Here is an 18,257-nt window from a genome sequence, read left to right on the forward strand (position 1 = left end):
CGCTTCCGGGGCTCCCGGTCCCTCCGCGACGTCGGGGCCCCGTTCCACCGGATCGGGGAGCTGAGCGTGGGAGTCTGGTCGAAACTCGCCCTGCTCGCCGCGGGTGCCCTCATGGGGGGCGCCGCCACGCGGGTCGCCTCGGATCCCACCGCGCGCCAGGTCCTCGCACGCCAGGTCTCCGGCGGCGCGCCTGCCGCAGAGGACACCGGCGGAACCCTTGCGGCCAGGACTGCGGGGGACGTCGAGCGCCGCCCCGAGTCCGGCCCCGTGGCCCTGCTGCGCGGCGGTGCCCGGCGGCTGCGTCAGTTCACGGCCCGTGTGCGCGCCGGCATGGACGAGCGCGAGAGCGAGCTGCGGGAGCAGTTTGGCGTGCGCTCACCCATGGACCACACGGCGAACCACTCCGGCGACGATGCCGTGGCCCCTGCGGGGGCGCCGTGGCACGCCGTCGACCCCCGTCCCTCGACCGGTCCCGGGCACACCGGGCACCGGATCATCGACCATGACCCTTCGGAAGGAAACGAGCGGTAATGCTCTCTCATGAGATCACCCAGCGCTGGCTGAGCTACTTCGAGGCGAAGGGGCACCAGGTGGTGCCCTCGGCCTCCCTCGTCTCGCAGCAGTCCGGGGCCATGTTCACCATCGCCGGGATGGTGCCCTTCATCCCGTATTTCCTGGGCCAGGAGACCCCGCCCTACTCGCGGGCCACGTCCGTGCAGAAGTGCATCCGCACCCTGGACATCGACGAGGTGGGCAAGACCGCCCGCCACGGCACGTTCTTCCAGATGGCCGGCAACTTCTCCTTCGGCGACTACTTCAAGTCCGAGGCGATCCCGATGGCCTGGGAGCTGCTGACCTCCGCCGTGGCGGACGGCGGGTTCGGGCTGGACCCCGAGCGGCTGTGGGTCACGGTGTACGAGGGGGACCAGGAGTCCTACGACCTGTGGCACGACACCGTGGGCCTTCCCGCCCAGCGGATCCAGCGCATGGGCCGGGACGAGAACTACTGGGACACGGGCCAGCCCGGCCCCGCCGGTCCGGACTCGGAGATCTTCTACGACCGCGGTCCGCGCTACGGCAAGGACGGCGGTCCGGCGGTGGACGACGACCGCTACATCGAGATCTGGAACCTCGTGTTCATGCAGTACCAGCGCGGCGAGGGCAACGGCAAGGACTACGAGATCCTGGGCGAGCTGCCCAAGAAGAACATTGACACCGGTCTGGGCGTCGAGCGCCTGGCCATGCTGCTGCAGGGCGTGGAGAACTTCTACGAGACCGACCAGGTCCGCCCCGTGCTCGATGCCGCCGCGAAGCTCTCCGGACGCGCGTACCGCGGCTCCGAGAAGCCGGGGGAGGAGGGCTACGAGGACGACGTCCGCATGCGCGTCGTCGCCGACCACGTCCGTTCCTCCCTCATGCTCATCGCGGACGGCGTGACCCCGGGCAACGAGGGCCGCGGCTACATCCTGCGCCGGCTGCTGCGCCGCGCGGTGCGTGCCATGCGCCTGCTGGGCGTCACGGACCCCTGCCTGCCGGTGCTGCTGCCGGAGTCCCGAGACGCCATGAAGGGCGTGTACCCGGTGGTCGCGGAGGACTTCGAGCGGATCTCCCGGATCGCGTACGCCGAGGAGCGTGCGTTCCTGAAGACCATCGAGTCCGGCACCACGCGCCTTGAGGGCGCCGTGGCTGTGGCGAAGGGCGAGAAGCGCGCACTCAGCGGCGCGGACGCCTTCGCCCTTCACGACACGTTCGGCTTCCCGATCGACCTCACCCTCGAGATGGCCGGTGAGGCCGGGGTGAGCGTGGACGAGACCGCGTTCCGCGAGCTCATGGCCGAGCAGCGCCACCGGGCCCAGGAGGACGCCCGCGCCAAGAAGGGCGCGCTGGCGGACCTCTCCGAGCTGCGGCGGATGCTCGACGAGCACGGCAGCGAGTTCACCGGCTACACCGAGCTCGTCACCCCCACCACGGTGCGCGCCATCCTCTCGGACGGGGTTTCCGTCCCGGCGGCGAGCCAGGGCGAGAGCGTGGAGGTGGTGCTCGAGCGCACCCCGTTCTACGCGGAGGCCGGCGGCCAGGCGGCGGACGTCGGCGTGATCGAGAACTCTGACGGGCTGAAGCTGACCGTCGAGGACGTCCAGCAGCCGGTCAAGGGTCTGTCCGTGCACCGGGTGAAGGTCTCCGAGGGCCAGGTGGTCGTGGGGGATGAGGTCACCGCGCGCGTGGACTCCCGGCGCCGCCACGACGGCGAGGCCGCCCACTCGGGCACGCACGTGGTGCACGCTGCGCTGCACGACGTCCTCGGGCCCGACGCGGTCCAGCGCGGCTCCTTCAACAAGGAGGGCTACCTGCGTTTCGACTTCTCCCACGGGGAGGCCGTCACGGCGTCCCAGCTGCAGGAGATCGAGCAGATCGCGAACACGGCCATCCGCGACGACTTCGAGGTCGTCACCCGCGAGATGCCCCTCGCAGAGGCCAAGAAGCTGGGCGCGATGTCCCTGTTCGGCGAGAAGTACGGGGAGCAGGTGCGCGTGGTCGAGATGAACGGCCCGTGGTCCCGTGAGCTGTGCGGCGGAACGCACGTGGGCTCGACCTCCCAGCTCGGCTCGCTGTGCCTGGTCTCGGAGCAGTCCGTGGGCTCGGGCAACCGCCGCGTCGAGGCGCTCGTGGGCCTGAACTCGTTCAACCACCTGGCCGCGGAGCGCACCCTCGTCAACCAGCTCACCGGGATGCTCAAGGTGCAGTCCAGCGCGGAGCTGCCCGAGCGGCTCTCGGCCACGCTGGAGAAGCTCAAGGAGACAGAGCGGCAGCTGAGCGCCCTGCGCCAGCAGCAGCTGCAGGCGAAGGCCGGGCAGCTGGCCCAGGAAGCAGAGCGGGTGGGACGCGTCACGGCCGTGCTTCACCACGCCGGGGAGGTCGCCTCCGCAGACGCCCTGCGCAGCCTCGCGCTGGACCTGCGGACCCGGCTGGGTTCGGAGCCCGCGGTTGCCGCGGTGACGGGCGTGGCCAACGGCCGTCCGCTCGTCGTCGTGGCCGTCAACGACGCCGCTCGGGAGGCCGGTCTCGCAGCGGGACAGCTCGTGCGCACGGCGGCGACCACGCTCGGCGGTGGCGGGGGTGGCAAGCCCGACGTTGCCCAGGGCGGCGGCTCGGACCCCTCGAAGGTCTCCGAGGCGCTCGAGGCGATCCGCGCCCAGATCCTGGCCACCGCGGGCTGATGCCTGAGGGCTTCGAGCGCGGCGTGCGCATGGGCGTGGACGTGGGCCAGGTCAGGGTTGGGATAGCCCTGACCGACCCGGAGTGCGTCCTGGCCACGCCGCACCAGACCCTGAAGCGCGATACGAACCCCCGCAAGGCCTTCGACGTGAAGATCATCACACGGCTGTGCGAGGAGCGGGACGTGGTCACCGTCTACGTGGGGTTGCCGCTGAGTCTGGACGGCGCGGAGAACCGCTCGACCCAGATGGCGCGCGATTACGCCGCAGCGCTCGTTCGTCGGCTAGGCTCACGGGGGTGCACCACCGCGGTGCGCCTGGTGGACGAGCGGCTTTCCACGGTGGCCGGGCACCGGGCGCTGTGGGACTCCGGGATCTCGCGGCGGCACCACATGGACAAGGTCGACCAGGCCGCGGCCGTGACGTTCCTGCAGTCGGCCGTCGAGCAGGGGCTGCGCACCGGGGCCGAGCCCGGGGACCCGGTCCAGGGCTGAGTACGAGCGGTATCGTGTCTGCCCGGGCCGCGGCAGGCCCGGGGGGAAACGAGAGACCACACCACACCACCAGAACGGCGGACGGAGACAATTCGTGAGCGATGAGCCGCGAGGCAACGGCACCGGAGACGGGACGCCCGACCACGGGTCCCACGGCGACGTGCGGAACTCTTCATCGGCCTCGGACCGGGATGCCACGTCGAACCTGGCGGGCTCGTTCGAGCACCACGACGTGACCCCGGAGCAGCGCAAGCGTCGCAAGGTGCGGTCGCGCGCGTCCCTCGCGACCGCCGTCGCCCTGTTCGTCGCAGCGCTGGTCGTGGTCGTGGCCGTGCTGGGGTCCGCCTTCGGGCTGTTCGAGCGCAAGGACTACCACGGCTCGGGCGACCAGGACGTCAGCTTCTCCGTCGCGGACGGCAGCACCACGGGCCAGATCGCCCAGGACCTGCAGTCGCAGGAAATCGTGGCGAACGCCTCGTACTTCGTCGAGAAGTTCCAGGACCGCTACCCGGAGGACTTCATCCAGCCGGGCACGTACGAGCTCAAGACCCACATGCCCGCGGACGACGTCGTCAGCGCCCTCATGGAGCGCGACGAGGCTTCGCACTACGCGGCCATCGCGAAGACCCAGCGCATGGATGACACATTCACCACGCTCAGCGAGGCCACCGGCCTCGACAAGTCCGAGTTCGAGAAGCTCTCCACCGAGAAGGCGAAGTTCGGTGTCCCGGACAAGTTCCCCAACCTCGAGGGCTGGCTGCACCCCGGCGAGTACCGCTTCCCGCTGGACGCCACGGCTGAGCAGATCATCCAGGAGATGGTCGACCGCACCAAGCAGACGCTGAAGGACAACGACGTCGCCGAGGACAAGTGGTTCGACGTGCTGACCATCGGGTCCATCGTGGAGTTCGAGGGCACACCCAAGATCTACCCGGCCGTGGCCGGCGCGATCGAGAACCGGATCAACAACCCGGACGGCGAGACGAGCGGTTTCATCCAGTCGGACGCCTCCGTGACGTACGGTCTGGGAAAGAAGACCGTGCACCTCACGGACGAGGAGAAGCGGGACAAGTCCAACCCGTACAACACGTACGCCAACCCGGGCCTGCCCGTGGGGCCCATCGGTTCTCCGAGCGACGAGGCCATCGCCGCGGCGGCAAAGCCCGAGAAGAACGACTACTACTACTGGGTGACCGTGAACCTCGACACCGGCGAGACCAAGTTCGCCAAGACCTACGAGGAGCACCAGAGGTACGTGGAGGAGTACCAGAAGTGGTGCTCCGACAACGACGGCAAGTGCTCCTGAGATGACGGCGACGCTCCACGCAGCGGTCCTCGGGCACCCCGTGGACCACTCGCTCTCACCAGCGCTGCACTCCGCGGCGTTCGAAGTACTGGGTCTGGACGCGGACTACGTCCGTCACGACGTCCCCGAGCAGCAGTGGGACGAGTTCTGGGCCGGGGCCCGTGCGTCGGGGCACTGGCGGGGGTTCTCCGTCACGATGCCCCTGAAGCCCTTCGCGGCTCGGGACGCGGAGCGTGTGACTCCTCTCACCCGTGCCCTCGGGGTGGCCAACACGCTCACGTTCGCTCAGGACGGGAGCGTGGCCGCGGACAACACGGACGTCATGGGCATCATGGCGGCCCTCGGCGCCGCGGGGGAGATCCCCGCCTCGCCGCGCGCCGTCGTCCTGGGCGGGGGTGCCACCGCGAGTGCCGCGGTGGCGGCGCTGCACGGGCTAGGCGCGGACTGCGTGGACGTGGCGGTGCGCACGGCTCAGCGGGCCGAGTCCCTGACCGCGGTGGCCGAGGCCCTGGGCACGAGCATCCGTGTGCTGCCGTGGGAGCAGGCGGGTGCCGCTCTGCACGGCGCGGACGTCGTGGTTGCCACCCTCCCGCCCCGCGGCGCGGACGAGCTGGCCCGGGGCTGGCGCGAGGAGCACCCGCGGGTGTCCGGTGTGCTGCTCGACGTCGCCTACGACCCGTGGCCCTCGGCCCTGGCGGCCGCGTGGCAGGACGCGGGCGGCGCCATTGCCCCCGGGGTCGATATGCTCATCTTCCAGGCGGTGGACCAGCTGCGCTGGTTCACGCAGGGGGACTCGTCCCGCGCGCTGCCCCGCGAGAACGAGGTCACCGCAGCCATGTGCCGGGCGGTGGAGCGCCCGGAGCGTGTCGTCCCGGCGCGCGTCCGGCAGGCGCAGACCACGCGGCTCCCGCGCTGACCCGCCCGCCGCGGCCCCGTACCGTGGGTGGCAGGTGTCGTCCGGGCCGCGGAGCCGCGGGAGGGCACGCACGACACCGGGACCGCACGGGTCCCGGCGCAGACGACTCGCGAAAACTTGAGAACTGGAGTGTTGGATGTTGCGTTGGCTCACGGCCGGAGAGTCCCACGGTGAAGCACTTGTGGGAATCATCGAGGGCGTCCCCGCCGGGGTGGAACTGACCACGGGGATGATCCAGGACGCACTGGCCCGGCGCCGGCTCGGCTACGGCCGGGGCGCGCGCATGAAGTTCGAGCAGGACCGCGTGCGGATCCTGGGCGGGGTGCGCCACGGGATCACCCAGGGCGGGCCGGTGGCCATCGAGATCGCCAACACGGAGTGGCCCAAGTGGCAGGATGTCATGAGCTCCGACCCCGTGGACTCTGAGGTGCTCGCCGGGCGCGCCCGCAACGCGCCGCTGACCCGCCCGCGTCCCGGCCACGCGGACCTCACGGGCATGCAGAAGTACGGCTTCGACGAGGCCCGTCCGGTGCTCGAGCGCGCCTCCGCGCGCGAGACCGCCACGCGCGTGGCCCTCGGGGTGGTCGCTGCGCAGATCCTGGCGGCCCTGGGGATCCGCCTGGTCGCGCACACCACCGCCATCGCCGACGTCGCCGTGCCCGACGACGCCCCGCTGCCCGGCCCGGACGACGTCGCCGCGCTCGACGCGGACCCGCTGCGCTGCTTCGACGCCGCGACCTCCCAGGCCATGGTGGCCGCCGTGGACGAGGCCCACAAGGCGGGGGAGACCCTGGGCGGCGTCGTGGAGGTACTCGCCGAGGGGCTGCCCCCGGGACTCGGCTCCTACGTCCACTGGGACCGCCGTCTCGACGCCAGGCTCGCTGCCGCGCTCATGGGCATCCAGGCCATCAAGGGCGTGGAGGTCGGGGACGGCTTCCGCACGGCCGCGCGCCCCGGATCCCAGGCGCACGACGAGACGCTGCCCGAGGAGGGTGCAGTGCACCGCGTGTCCAACCGCGCCGGCGGCATCGAGGGCGGCATGTCCATCGGGGACCTGCTGCGCGTGCGTGCGGCCATGAAGCCGATCGCCACCGTGCCGCGCTCCCTGCACACGGTGGACGTCGCCACGGGTGAGCCCGCACGGGCCCACCACCAGCGCTCTGACGTGTGTGCGGTGCCGGCCGCGGGCGTCGTCGCCGAGGCCATGGTGGCCCTCGTGCTCGCCGAGGCCGTGCTCGAGAAGTTCGGCGGGGACTCCGTGGCGGAGGTCATCCGGAACAGGAACGCCTACCTGGCCGCGATCCCAGCCCAGCTGCGCACCTCCCCGGAACTTGCCGATCCCGCCGCGCTGGCGGCCCTGGACGAGGTGCGCGGGGACCTCTCGTGAGGCACGCACCCCTGCCCGTGGTGCTGATCGGGCCCATGGCTGCCGGCAAGTCCCACGTGGCCCGTCACATGGCATCGCACTACGGACTGCGCCACGTGGACACGGACAGGTTGATCGTGTCCCGCCACGGACCCATCCCGGAGCTGTTCCGCGCGCGAGGGGAGGCGGAGTTCCGCCGGGTCGAGGCCGAAGTCGTGGCCGAGGCCCTCGACGACCCGCAGAACCGGGAGTGCGTGATCTCCCTGGGCGGGGGAGCACCCATGTCCCCGCTCGTGCAGCCCCTGCTCAGTGGACGAATGGTCGCGTACCTGGAAGTGGACCTGGACACCGTGCGACCCCGGATCCGCGGCAACACCACCCGGCCCATGCTGCAGCCGGACCCCGAGGTCCGATGGAGCCAGATCCTGGACGAGCGCCGGGAGACCTTCGAGCGGCTCGCCACCATCCGCCTGGACGGCCGCGCGCCCCGCAGCGTCGCGCAGATCGCCCACGACCTCTACGCCGCGCTCGGTGAGCCGCAGACCTCCGTGCTCACCGCACGCGGGAAGGAGCACACCGCATGACCGAGACCGTGATCCCCGTCCGCGGGGAGACCCCCGAGAACCAGTACGACGTCCTGGTGGGCCACGGCCTGCTGGGCCGCGTGCCCCAGCTGCTGGGTGAGCGCGTCAAGAAGGTCCTCATCATCCACCCGCGCGCCCTGCGAACCACCGGGGACGTGGTGCAGGAGGACCTCGGGCAGGCGGGCATCCAGAGCTTCGTCGCGGAGATCCCGGACGCGGAGGAGGGCAAGCGCGTGGAGGTGGCGGCCTTCTGCTGGCAGATCATGGGCCAGTCCGACTTCACGCGCACGGACGCCGTGGTCTCCGTGGGCGGCGGGGCCGTGTCCGACCTCGCTGGTTTCGTGGCCGCCACGTGGCTGCGCGGGGTGCGGGTGGTCCACCTTCCCACCACTCTGCTGGGCATGGTGGATGCCGCCGTGGGCGGAAAGACCGGGATCAACACCGCGGAGGGCAAGAACCTGGTGGGCTCCTTCCACCCGCCAGCCGCGGTCGTGTGCGACCTCGACTCCCTGGCCACGCTGCCCGAGAACGAGCTGCTGACCGGGATGGCCGAGGTGGTCAAGTGCGGTTTCATCGCCGATCCGCAGATCCTGCAGCTGATCCAGGAGAACCCCGAGCAGGTGCGCGACAGCCAGTCGGACGTGGTCCGGGAACTGGTGGAGCGCAGTGTACGGGTCAAGGCGGAGGTCGTCTCCTCGGACCTGAAGGAGTCCGGGCGGCGTGAGTACCTGAACTACGGCCACACCCTGGGCCACGCGATCGAGCACAACGAGCGCTACCAGTGGCGCCACGGTGCCGCAGTCTCGGTGGGCATGGTCTTCGCGGCGGAACTGGGGCGAGCGGCAGGAACCCTGGACGACGACGTCGTGGCCCGTCACCGCGAGATCCTCACCTCCCTGGGGCTGCCCGTGAGCTACCGTGCGGACCAGTGGCCGCGGCTGCTGGAGGTCATGAAGCGCGACAAGAAGACGCGGGGCAACCTGCTGCGCTTCGTGGTCCTGGACCGCATTGCCGCACCGCGCATCATGGAGGTTCCGGACCCCGCGATCCTTTTCGCGTGCTACCAGGAGATCGCGGACTGAGACCCGCCACGCCGGCCCGTGCCGTGGCCACCGGGCGGACGGGCCCGGCCACGCGGTAGACTGGTGCGGCTCCACGAGCCGATCCCGCCCGCAGACGTTCCCGACGAGAAAGTGACACCGTGGCAACCAGCAACGACATCAAGAACGGCACCATCCTCAAACTCGACGGCAACCTCTGGCAGACCATCGAGTTCCAGCACGTCAAGCCCGGCAAGGGGGGCGCGTTCGTGCGCACCAAGCTGCGCAACGTGACGAGCGGCAAGGTGGTGGACAAGACGTTCAACGCGGGTGCCAAGATCGAGACCGCCACGGTGGACCGTAGCGAGTACCAGTACCTCTACCAGGACGGTGAGGACTACGTGTTCATGGACAACTCCACGTACGACCAGATCACTGTCCCGGGTGTCGTGGTGGGGGACGCGGCGAACTTCATGCTCGAGAACCAGAACGTGACCGTGGCCATCCACGAGGGCGCGCCGCTGTACATCGAGATGCCGCCCTCGGTGGTCCTGGAGATCACCTACACCGAGCCCGGCCTGCAGGGTGACCGCTCCACGGGCGGCACGAAGCCCGCCACCGTGGAGACCGGCTACCAGATCCAGGTCCCCCTGTTCCTCGAGCAGGGCACCAAGGTCAAGGTGGACACCCGCACCGGCGACTACCTGGGACGCGTCAACGAGTGAGCGGGGCACGCAGCAAGGCCCGGGTCCGCGCCGTCGAGATCCTCTTCGAGGCCGAACAACGTGACGAGTCGGTCCGCGACGCCCTGGTGCGCCGGCGGGAGAACTCGACCTCGCCCATCCAGCCCTACACCGTGGAGATCCTCGAGGGCGTGGACGGGCGCCGCGAGGACATCGACGAGTTCCTGCAGACCTACTCGCAGGGCTGGGAGCTCTCGCGGATGCCCGCAGTGGACCGCAACGCCCTGCGCGTGGGCGCGTGGGAGCTTCTCTACAACGACGACGTCCCGGACGGCGTGGCCGTGGCGGAGGCGGTGGCCGTGGCGCGGGAGCTGTCCACTGACGACTCGCCCCGTTTCGTCAACGGCCTGCTGGGCCGTCTGCAGAAGGTCAAGCCGTCCCTGCTGGACGACTGAGACCGTGACCCCGGTTCGTGGACCCCACGGGCCGGGGTTTTTCCGTGTGGTAGCTTCAAAGACAGATCGCACCCTTTAAATTCCGTCCGGTGAGGCGGGGAAGGAGGCGGCACGTGAGCGTGCCCGAACACGCCGAGCAGGCACCGGGGAGCACAGTCTCCCGAGTGATCCTCTCGACATCCGACATCGACCGGGCCCTGTCCCGGATCGCCCACGAGATCCTGGAGTCCAACAAGGGCTCGGAGAACCTCGTGCTGCTGGGGATCGCCCGTCGCGGCTTCCCGCTGGCCCAGCGCCTCGCGGCCAGGCTCGAGCAGATCGACCCCGACTTCACGGCCCGCGCCGCCACGGGGCAGCTGGACATCACCATGTACCGCGACGACCTGCGCCGCCACCCCGCCCGCACCCCGCAGCCCACGCTGATCCCAGATTCCGGGATCGACGGGCGCACCGTGGTGCTCGTGGACGACGTCCTGTGCTCCGGGCGCACCATCCGCGCTGCGCTCGACGCCCTCGTGGACGTGGGTCGGCCCCGGGCCGTACGGCTGGCCGTCCTGGTGGACCGCGGGCACCGCGAGCTGCCGATCCGCGCGGACCACGTGGGCAAGAATCTGCCGACCTCCTCTCAGGAGAAGGTGCGGGTGCTGCTGCGCGAGACGGACCCGGACACGCGCGCTGAGGGCCACGAGGACTGCGTGGTGATCGACGCGCCGGTGGCCTCGGACCCGGACGTCGCCAGGGACGCCGAGGCCGCGGGGGAGGGGACGAGCTGATGAGGCACCTGCTCTCCACTGCCGAGCTCTCCTACGGGGAGGCCGTCCAGATCCTGGACACCGCGGACCAGATGGCCGCCGTGTCCTCCCGCTCCGTCAAGAAGCTGCCCGCGCTGCGCGGGCGCACCGTGGTGAACCTGTTCTTCGAGGACTCCACGCGCACGAGGATCTCGTTCGAGACGGCGGCCAAGCGGCTGAGCGCGGACGTGATCAACTTCTCCGCGAAGGGCTCGTCCGTGTCCAAGGGCGAGTCCCTGAAGGACACCGCCCAGACCCTGATGGCCATGAGCGCGGACGCCGTGGTGATCCGCCACGCGTCCTCCGGCGCGCCGCAGCAGCTCGCGGACTCCGGGTGGATCGACGCCGCCGTCGTCAACGCGGGGGACGGCAAGCACGCACACCCCACGCAGGCGCTGCTGGACGCGATGACGCTGCGCCAGGTGCGCTCCCGCCGCACGGGCACGCCCACGACGGGCATGGACCTGGACGGTATGCACGTGGTGGTCGTGGGTGACGTGCTGCACTCGCGGGTAGCCCGCTCCAACGTGTGGCTGCTCACAACCCTGGGCGCCCGGGTCACGCTCGTGGCCCCGCCCACGCTGCTGCCCGTGGCCATGGACGACTGGCCGTGCGAGGTCTCCTACGACCTCGACGCCGTGCTGGCGGAGGCTCCGGACGCCGTGATGATGCTGCGGCTGCAGCGTGAGCGGATGAACGCGGCGTTCTTCCCGAGCGAGGCCGAGTACACCCGGGGCTGGGGGCTGACCTCCCAGCGGGTGCAGCGTCTCGAGGCCCTCGGCGCGCCCACGGTGTTCATGCACCCCGGTCCAATGAACCGCGGCCTGGAGATCTCCTCCGAGGCCGCAGACTCGGAGCGCTCCACCGTGCTGGAACAGGTGTCCAACGGCGTCTCCGTGCGCATGGCCGTGCTCTTCCAGCTGCTCTCCGGAGACGAGAGCACCCCCTACCCGAGCGAGAACTGAGGCGGTCCCATGAGCTCCTACCTGATCAACAGTGCCCGCCCCGAGGGCGGTGAGCCGGCGGACATCCTCGTCACGGACGGCGTCATTGCGTCCGTGGGCGCCCCCGGAACCCTGGAGGCGCCCGAGGGGACCGAGACCGTCGACGCCGCGGGCGCCGTCGCACTGCCCGGTCTCGTGGACATGCACACCCACCTGCGTGAACCAGGCCACGAGGACGCCGAGACCGTGGAGACCGGCACCCGTGCCGCGGCGAAGGGCGGGTTCACCGCCGTCTTCGCAATGGCCAACTCCCACCCCGTGGCGGACACTGCTGGCGTGGTGGAGCAGGTCTGGCGCCTGGGCCGCGACGCGGGCTGGGCGGACGTCCACCCGGTGGGCGCGGTCACCGTGGGCCTCGAGGGCACGCAGCTCTCGGAGCTGCGCGCCATGGCCGAGTCCCGCGCGGGCGTGCGGATGTTCTCCGACGACGGCAAGTGCGTGCACGACCCCCTCCTGATGCGCCGGGCGCTGGAGTACGTGAAGTCCTTCGGTGGCATCATCGCGCAGCACGCCCAGGAGCCGCGCCTGACGCAGGACGCGCAGATGAACGAGGGCACCGTGTCCGCGGACCTCGGCCTCACGGGCTGGCCCGCGGTGGCCGAGGAGGCGATCATCGCCCGGGACGTGCTGCTGACGCAGCACGTGGACTCCCGCCTGCACGTGTGCCACGTCTCGACCGCTGGCTCGGTGGAGATCGTGCGCTGGGCCAAGGAGCGCGGAGTGGTCGTCACCGCCGAGGTGACCCCCCATCACCTGCTGCTCACGGACGAGCTCGTGCGAACCTTCGACCCCGTCTACAAGGTCAACCCCCCGCTGCGCACGGACGAGGACGTCCAGGCCCTGCGCCGCGCCGTCGCCGAGGGCGTGATCGATGTGGTCGGCACCGACCACGCGCCGCACCCCGCAGAGGACAAGGAGTGCGAGTGGAGCTGCGCGGCCCACGGGATGACCGGGCTGGAAACCGCTCTGGCCGTGGTGCAGCAGACCCTCGTGGACACCGGACTCATGGGCTGGGAGCGGGTGGCGCAGATCATGTCCCACCGTCCGGCCGAGATCCTCGGGCTCTCCGACCAGGGGCAGAAGCTGGAGCCCGGCGCGCCGGCGAACATCGTGCTGTGGAACCCGGAGGGCTCCACGACGGTGGACCCCGCGAGCCACGTCTCCAAGGGCCGCAACAGCCCCTACCGGGGGATGAACCTGCCGGGGGCTGTGCGCGCCACGTTCTACCGCGGCCACCCCGTTGTCCTGGACGGGGAACTGACCACCCCCCTGGCCCGCTGATCCCCGCGCGTTCACGAAAGGTTCTGTCTCGATGTCGGACAAGCTCGTCCCCACCCTGCTCACCATCCTCATCGTGGTGGTGCTCTTCGCCCTGCTCTGGTGGGGCTGGCGGGGTCGGGTGCGACGCCAGTCGGGGCTGCCTCCCGTGGCGCAGGCCCCGCGGGACCTGATGCAGCGCGCCACGGCCCGGGTGGACGGGATGTACGTGGTCACCACCTACGCCTCCCAGCCGCTGGAGCGGATCGCGAGCCACGGCCTCGGCGTGCGCACCACTGCGGAGGCCGTGGTGGCACCCGAGGGCGTGTTCCTCAACCGCCAGGGCGCCCCGGACGTCTTCATCCCCCGGGAGCATCTGCGCGCTGTGTCGACCGCCTCCGGGATGGTCGGCAAGTTCGTGGAGCGCGGCGGACTCGTGGTGCTCACGTGGGACCTGGGGGACACCCGTGTGGACACCGGCTTCCGCGCCCGCACCGGTGAGGGCTCCCGCGAACTGGAGGACGCGGCGTCGGCCCTGCTGGACGCCTGAGCACAGAACCCGAGAAGACACCCCGAGAACCTGATCCCGGGACGGCACCGCAAAGGAGCCTCCCAGCATGCTCAACGAAAGGAGTTCACCATGAACTCACCACGCATCGAACCGGCCGTCATGGTCCTCGAGGACGGCACGGTCTTCCGTGGCCGTGCCTGGGGCGCCCCCGGCACGGCATTCGGCGAGGCGGTCTTCGCCACCGGGATGACCGGCTACCAGGAGACGCTCACGGACCCCTCCTACGCGGGGCAGATCGTGATCCAGACCGCGCCGCACATCGGCAACACGGGCGTGAACCTGCAGGACATGGAGTCCCACAGGATCTGGGTGAACGGCTTCGTGGTCCGTGACCCCGCCCGCCGCCCCTCCAACTGGCGCAGCGAGCGCAGCCTGGACGAGGAGCTCGCCGAGCAGGGCATCACCGGGATCCAGGGCGTGGACACCCGCGCCCTGACCCGCCACCTGCGCAACAAGGGTGCGATGCGCGCCGGCATCTTCTCCGGGGAGGCCGCCGAGCAGCCCACCGCGCAGCTCGTGCAGCAGGTGGCCGGGCAGCCCGCCATGGCGGGACGCTCGCTCGCGGAGCACGTGAGCGTGGACGAGGCCTATGTGGTGGAGCCCTCCGAGCACGGCTGGGACGCCCCGGTGCGCCACGACGTCGTCGCCGTGGACCTCGGCATCAAGTCCATGACGCCGCAGCGACTCGCCGAGCGCGGGGTGCGCGTGCACGTGGTGCCCGCGGACGTGACCTTCGAGCAGCTCCGCGAGCTGGACCCGGATGGTGTGTTCTTCTCCAACGGTCCCGGTGACCCGGCGACCGCCGACGAGCAGGTGGCCCTGCTGCGCCAGGTGCTCGACGCCCGCATCCCGTTCTTCGGAATCTGCTTCGGCAACCAGCTGCTGGGTCGCGCGCTCGGCTTCGGCACGTACAAACTGACCTTCGGCCACCGCGGCATCAACCAACCCGTGATGGACCTCGCCACGGGCACGGTGGAGATCACCTCCCAGAACCACGGCTTCGCCGTGGACGCCCCAGTGGGCGAGACCGTGACCGCCCCCGAGTCCCGCTACGGCCGGGTGGCCGTGTCCCACGTGGGGCTCAACGACAACGTGGTGGAAGGCCTGCGCTGCGAGGACATCCCCGCGTTCTCGGTGCAGTACCACCCCGAGGCCGCGGCCGGTCCCCACGACTCCGCCTACCTCTTCGACCGCTTTATCGACGTGATGGACCGGGCCGGCCAGGGCTCCGATCCGGAAGCAGGAGACAACTGATGCCCCGCAGGCAAGACCTCAACAGCGTCCTGGTGATCGGCTCCGGGCCCATCGTGATCGGCCAGGCCGCGGAGTTCGACTACTCCGGCACCCAGGCCCTGCGCGTCCTGAAGGACGAGGGGCTGCGCGTGATCCTGGTCAACTCCAACCCGGCCACCATCATGACCGACCCGGAGTTCGCGGACGCCACCTACGTGGAGCCCATCACCCCGGAGACGGTCGAGAAGATCATCGCCAAGGAGCGCCCGGACGCCGTGCTGCCCACCCTGGGTGGTCAGACCGCGCTGAACACCGCGCTCGCCCTGGACGCCAACGGAGCGCTCGAGAAGTACGACGTCGAGCTGATCGGCGCGGACGTCGCCGCCATCAACCTCGGTGAGGACCGCGAGGCCTTCAAGGGCGTCGTCGAGCGCTGCGGCGCCGAGTCCGCCCGCTCGGTCATCGTCCACTCCATGGACGAGGCGCTCTCGGCCGCGGAGAAGCTGGGCTACCCCATGGTCGTGCGGCCCTCCTTCACCATGGGCGGGCTCGGCTCCGGGCTCGCGTACAACGAGACGGACCTGCACCGCATCGCCGGCGCCGGCATCCAGTACTCGCCCACCTCGGAGGTGCTCCTGGAGGAGTCCATCCTGGGCTGGAAGGAGTACGAGCTCGAGATGATGCGCGACGCCAACGACAACGTGGTGGTCGTGTGCTCGATCGAGAACGTGGACCCCGTGGGAGTGCACACCGGCGACTCCATCACCGTGGCCCCCGCCCTGACCCTGACCGACCGCGAGTACCAGCGCATGCGCGACATCGCGATCGCCGTGATCCGCGAGGTGGGCGTGGACACCGGTGGGTGCAACATCCAGTTCGCGGTGGAGCCCGACACCGGGCGCATCGTGGTGATCGAGATGAACCCCCGCGTCTCCCGCTCCTCGGCGCTGGCGTCCAAGGCCACGGGCTTCCCGATCGCCAAAATCGCCACGAAGCTCTCCCTGGGCTACACACTGGATGAGATCCCCAACGACATCACGCAGAAGACCCCGGCGAGCTTCGAGCCGACGCTGGACTACGTGGTGGTGAAGGTCCCGCGCTTCGCGTTCGAGAAGTTCCCCGCGGCGGACCCCACGCTGACCACCACCATGAAGTCAGTGGGCGAGGCCATGGCCATCGGGCGCAACTTCACGGAGGCCCTGCAGAAGGCCATGCGCTCGCTGGAGCAGAAGGGCTCGTCCTTCAGCTTCGCCAGGCCCGCCGTGGAGCCCGGGCCCAACACGGTGGCGCGCCTGGTCGAGAAGACCCGGGAGACCACCACGCAGCGGCTGCGCAACGTGCAGCGTGCGCTGCTGGCTGGTGCCACCGTGGAACAGGTCTTCGAGGCCACCGCGATCGACCCGTGGTTCCTGGACCAGGTCCAGCTGCTCAACGAGACCGCCGAGCTGATCCGCCAGGACCCGGACCTGCACCCCGCCACCCTGCAAGAGGCCAAGCGGCACGGCTTCTCGGACGCGCAGATCGGCGAGCTCGTGCACCTGGAGGAGTCCGTGGTGCGCGGGGTGCGCCACGCCCTGGACATCCGCCCCGTCTACAAGACCGTGGACACGTGCGCCGCGGAGTTCGAGGCGTTCACCCCGTACCACTACTCGAGCTACGACGAGGAGTCGGAGGTCGCCCCGCACGAGAAGCCCTCGGTGATGATCCTGGGCTCCGGGCCCAACCGGATCGGGCAGGGCATCGAGTTCGACTACTCGTGCGTGCACGCCTCCATGGTGCTGCGCGAGGCCGGTTACGAGACGGTGATGCTCAACTGCAACCCGGAGACCGTGTCCACGGACTACGACGTCTCCACGCGCCTGTACTTCGAGCCGCTGACGTTCGAGGACGTCATGGAGGTCGTGGAGGCCGAGCGCCGCTCGGGCGGGCTGCTGGGCGTGTTCGTGCAGCTCGGCGGGCAGACCCCGCTCAAGCTCGCCGCGGACCTCAAGGCCGCGGGTGTGCCCATCCTGGGCACGACTCCTGAGGCGATCGACCTCGCCGAGGACCGCGGGGAGTTCGCCCGCGTGCTCACCGAGGCCGGACTGCGCCAGCCCAAGAACGGCACGGCCTACGACTTCGCCGAGGCGCGGCGGATCGCCCACGAGATCGGTTATCCCGTGCTCGTGCGCCCCTCGTATGTGCTGGGTGGCCGGGGCATGGAGATCGTCTACGACGAGGCCTCCCTGAAGACCTACCTGGACAACGCCACGGAGATCAGCCCGAGCCGCCCCGCCCTGATCGACAAGTTCCTCGAGGACGCGATCGAGATCGACGTGGACGCCCTCTACGACGGCCGGGACTGCTACGTGGGCGGGATCATGGAGCACATCGAGGAGGCCGGGATCCACTCCGGTGACTCCGCGTGCGTGCTGCCCCCGATCACCCTCGGCCCCGACGTGATCGCCCGCGTGCGCGAGGCCACCGGGGCGATTGCCCGCGGTGTGGGTGTGAGGGGTCTCATCAACCTGCAGTTCGCGCTGGCCTCGGACGTGCTCTACGTGATCGAGGCGAACCCCCGTGCCTCCCGCACGGTCCCGTTCGTCTCGAAGGCCACGGGGGTCCAGATGGCCAAGGCCGCAGCGCTGATCGGCACCGGGCGCACGGTGGCACAGCTGCGGGCCGACGGCGTGCTGCCGGCAGACTACGACGGCACCACCCTGCCGGAGAACACACCGACCGCAGTGAAGGAGGTCGTGCTCCCGTTCGCCCGCTTCCGCACCCCCGAGGGCGCGGTCGTGGACTCGCTGCTCGGCCCGGAGATGCGCTCCACGGGCGAGGTCATGGGCATCGACAAGTACTTCGACACCGCGTTCGCCAAGGCCCAGGCCGCGGCCGGCGGCCCCCTGCCCACCGCGGGCCGGCTGTTTGTCTCGGTGGCCAACAAGGACAAGCGCTCGGCGGTGATCCCCGTCAAGATGTTTGCGGACCTCGGCTTCGAGATCGTCTCCACGGGCGGTACCGCGCAGGTGCTCCGTCGCAACGGCATCGAGTCCCGTGTGGTGGCCAAGATCGCGGACACGGGCGAGGACGGCCCCACGGTGGCGGACCTGATCACGGCGGGAGAGATCGACCTGATCTTCAACACCCCCTCCGGTGGCCAGGCGGCGCGCGGAGACGGCTACCAGATCCGCGCCGCGGCCACGTCCGTGGGCGTGCCGACCATGACGACGGTCTCGGAGCTCGGTGCCGCACTGCAGGCAATCACGGCGCAGCGGCAGTACTCGTGGTCCGTGACCTCCCTGCAGGAGCACGAGGAGAACCTGCGCAGCCAGGTGGCGGGGGAGCGGACGGGTGCGTGAG

General features: G+C 70.4%; 16 protein-coding genes. All 16 read left to right on the forward strand.

What is annotated here, in order from left to right:
• The first annotated feature begins 66 nt into the window (after positions 1–66).
• The 16 genes from B3G12_RS07510 (at position 67) to carB (ending at position 18,256) form a co-directional block, all read left to right on the forward strand.
• Positions 67–531, forward strand: a complete 465-nt coding sequence (locus B3G12_RS07510; protein ID WP_145010777.1) for a hypothetical protein — start codon at positions 67–69, stop codon at positions 529–531.
• Positions 531–3,218, forward strand: coding sequence for an alanine--tRNA ligase (gene alaS, locus B3G12_RS07515; protein ID WP_290499837.1), 2,688 nt, complete (start codon positions 531–533; stop codon positions 3,216–3,218). The genes B3G12_RS07510 and alaS overlap by 1 nt, the downstream gene beginning before the upstream one ends.
• Complete coding sequence (gene ruvX, locus B3G12_RS07520; RefSeq protein WP_094393884.1) at positions 3,218–3,709, forward strand: Holliday junction resolvase RuvX; 492 nt, start codon at positions 3,218–3,220, stop codon at positions 3,707–3,709. The genes alaS and ruvX overlap by 1 nt, the downstream gene beginning before the upstream one ends.
• Positions 3,710–3,803: 94 nt before the next feature.
• Entirely contained in the window at positions 3,804–5,015 is a 1,212-nt protein-coding gene (mltG, locus tag B3G12_RS07525) for an endolytic transglycosylase MltG (RefSeq protein ID WP_055084643.1), read from the forward strand.
• A gap of 1 nt (position 5,016) precedes the next feature.
• Complete coding sequence (locus B3G12_RS07530) at positions 5,017–5,931, forward strand: shikimate dehydrogenase family protein (RefSeq protein WP_126874996.1); 915 nt, start codon at positions 5,017–5,019, stop codon at positions 5,929–5,931.
• A 136-nt stretch (positions 5,932–6,067) separates the two neighbouring features.
• Positions 6,068–7,318: a chorismate synthase gene (gene aroC, locus B3G12_RS07535; protein ID WP_144942887.1), complete on the forward strand. Its 1,251-nt coding sequence runs from the start codon at positions 6,068–6,070 to the stop codon at positions 7,316–7,318.
• A complete protein-coding gene (locus B3G12_RS07540; protein WP_094393890.1) occupies positions 7,315–7,881 on the forward strand; it encodes a shikimate kinase in 567 nt (188 codons plus the stop codon). The genes aroC and B3G12_RS07540 overlap by 4 nt, the downstream gene beginning before the upstream one ends.
• Positions 7,878–8,963 carry a 3-dehydroquinate synthase gene (gene aroB / locus B3G12_RS07545; RefSeq protein WP_055084649.1) on the forward strand — a complete coding sequence of 362 codons (1,086 nt, stop codon included), beginning with the start codon at positions 7,878–7,880 and terminating at the stop codon, positions 8,961–8,963. Before B3G12_RS07540 ends, aroB begins: the two co-directional genes overlap by 4 nt.
• Positions 8,964–9,082: 119 nt before the next feature.
• Entirely contained in the window at positions 9,083–9,646 is a 564-nt protein-coding gene (gene efp, locus B3G12_RS07550; protein WP_055084651.1) for an elongation factor P, read from the forward strand.
• On the forward strand, positions 9,643–10,059 hold the full coding sequence (nusB, locus tag B3G12_RS07555; RefSeq protein WP_055084653.1) for a transcription antitermination factor NusB: 417 nt from the start codon (positions 9,643–9,645) through the stop codon (positions 10,057–10,059). Before efp ends, nusB begins: the two co-directional genes overlap by 4 nt.
• Before the next feature lie 113 nt (positions 10,060–10,172).
• A complete protein-coding gene (gene pyrR, locus B3G12_RS07560) occupies positions 10,173–10,832 on the forward strand; it encodes a bifunctional pyr operon transcriptional regulator/uracil phosphoribosyltransferase PyrR (RefSeq protein WP_144942888.1) in 660 nt (219 codons plus the stop codon).
• The gene (locus B3G12_RS07565; protein WP_290499838.1) at positions 10,832–11,815 is read left to right on the forward strand and encodes an aspartate carbamoyltransferase catalytic subunit; all 984 of its coding nucleotides are present in this window, start codon (positions 10,832–10,834) and stop codon (positions 11,813–11,815) included. Before pyrR ends, B3G12_RS07565 begins: the two co-directional genes overlap by 1 nt.
• 9 nt (positions 11,816–11,824) lie before the next feature.
• Complete coding sequence (locus tag B3G12_RS07570) at positions 11,825–13,135, forward strand: dihydroorotase (protein WP_290499839.1); 1,311 nt, start codon at positions 11,825–11,827, stop codon at positions 13,133–13,135.
• A gap of 31 nt (positions 13,136–13,166) precedes the next feature.
• A complete protein-coding gene (locus tag B3G12_RS07575) occupies positions 13,167–13,661 on the forward strand; it encodes an ABC transporter permease (protein ID WP_144942889.1) in 495 nt (164 codons plus the stop codon).
• A 90-nt stretch (positions 13,662–13,751) separates the two neighbouring features.
• Complete coding sequence (gene carA / locus B3G12_RS07580; RefSeq protein WP_290499840.1) at positions 13,752–14,936, forward strand: glutamine-hydrolyzing carbamoyl-phosphate synthase small subunit; 1,185 nt, start codon at positions 13,752–13,754, stop codon at positions 14,934–14,936.
• Positions 14,936–18,256, forward strand: a complete 3,321-nt coding sequence (gene carB, locus B3G12_RS07585) for a carbamoyl-phosphate synthase large subunit (protein ID WP_144942891.1) — start codon at positions 14,936–14,938, stop codon at positions 18,254–18,256. Before carA ends, carB begins: the two co-directional genes overlap by 1 nt.
• The last annotated feature ends 1 nt before the right edge of the window (position 18,257 follow it).

This window comes from Kocuria sp. UBA5001, from assembly GCF_002398425.1.
GTDB classification, from domain to species: domain Bacteria; phylum Actinomycetota; class Actinomycetes; order Actinomycetales; family Micrococcaceae; genus Kocuria; species Kocuria salsicia.

Excerpts from the sequence above, each read along its gene's own strand:
- alaS (WP_290499837.1), top strand. The coding sequence starts at position 531 with ATGCTCTCTCATGAGATCACCCAGCGCTGGCTGAGCTACTTCGAGGCG.
- ruvX (WP_094393884.1), top strand. The coding sequence starts at position 3,218 with ATGCCTGAGGGCTTCGAGCGCGGCGTGCGCATGGGCGTGGACGTGGGC.
- B3G12_RS07530 (WP_126874996.1), top strand. The coding sequence starts at position 5,017 with ATGACGGCGACGCTCCACGCAGCGGTCCTCGGGCACCCCGTGGACCAC.
- aroC (WP_144942887.1), top strand. The coding sequence starts at position 6,068 with ATGTTGCGTTGGCTCACGGCCGGAGAGTCCCACGGTGAAGCACTTGTG.
- aroB (WP_055084649.1), top strand. The coding sequence starts at position 7,878 with ATGACCGAGACCGTGATCCCCGTCCGCGGGGAGACCCCCGAGAACCAG.
- B3G12_RS07565 (WP_290499838.1), top strand. The coding sequence starts at position 10,832 with ATGAGGCACCTGCTCTCCACTGCCGAGCTCTCCTACGGGGAGGCCGTC.
- B3G12_RS07570 (WP_290499839.1), top strand. The coding sequence starts at position 11,825 with ATGAGCTCCTACCTGATCAACAGTGCCCGCCCCGAGGGCGGTGAGCCG.
- B3G12_RS07575 (WP_144942889.1), top strand. The coding sequence starts at position 13,167 with ATGTCGGACAAGCTCGTCCCCACCCTGCTCACCATCCTCATCGTGGTG.
- carA (WP_290499840.1), top strand. The coding sequence starts at position 13,752 with ATGAACTCACCACGCATCGAACCGGCCGTCATGGTCCTCGAGGACGGC.
- carB (WP_144942891.1), top strand. The coding sequence starts at position 14,936 with ATGCCCCGCAGGCAAGACCTCAACAGCGTCCTGGTGATCGGCTCCGGG.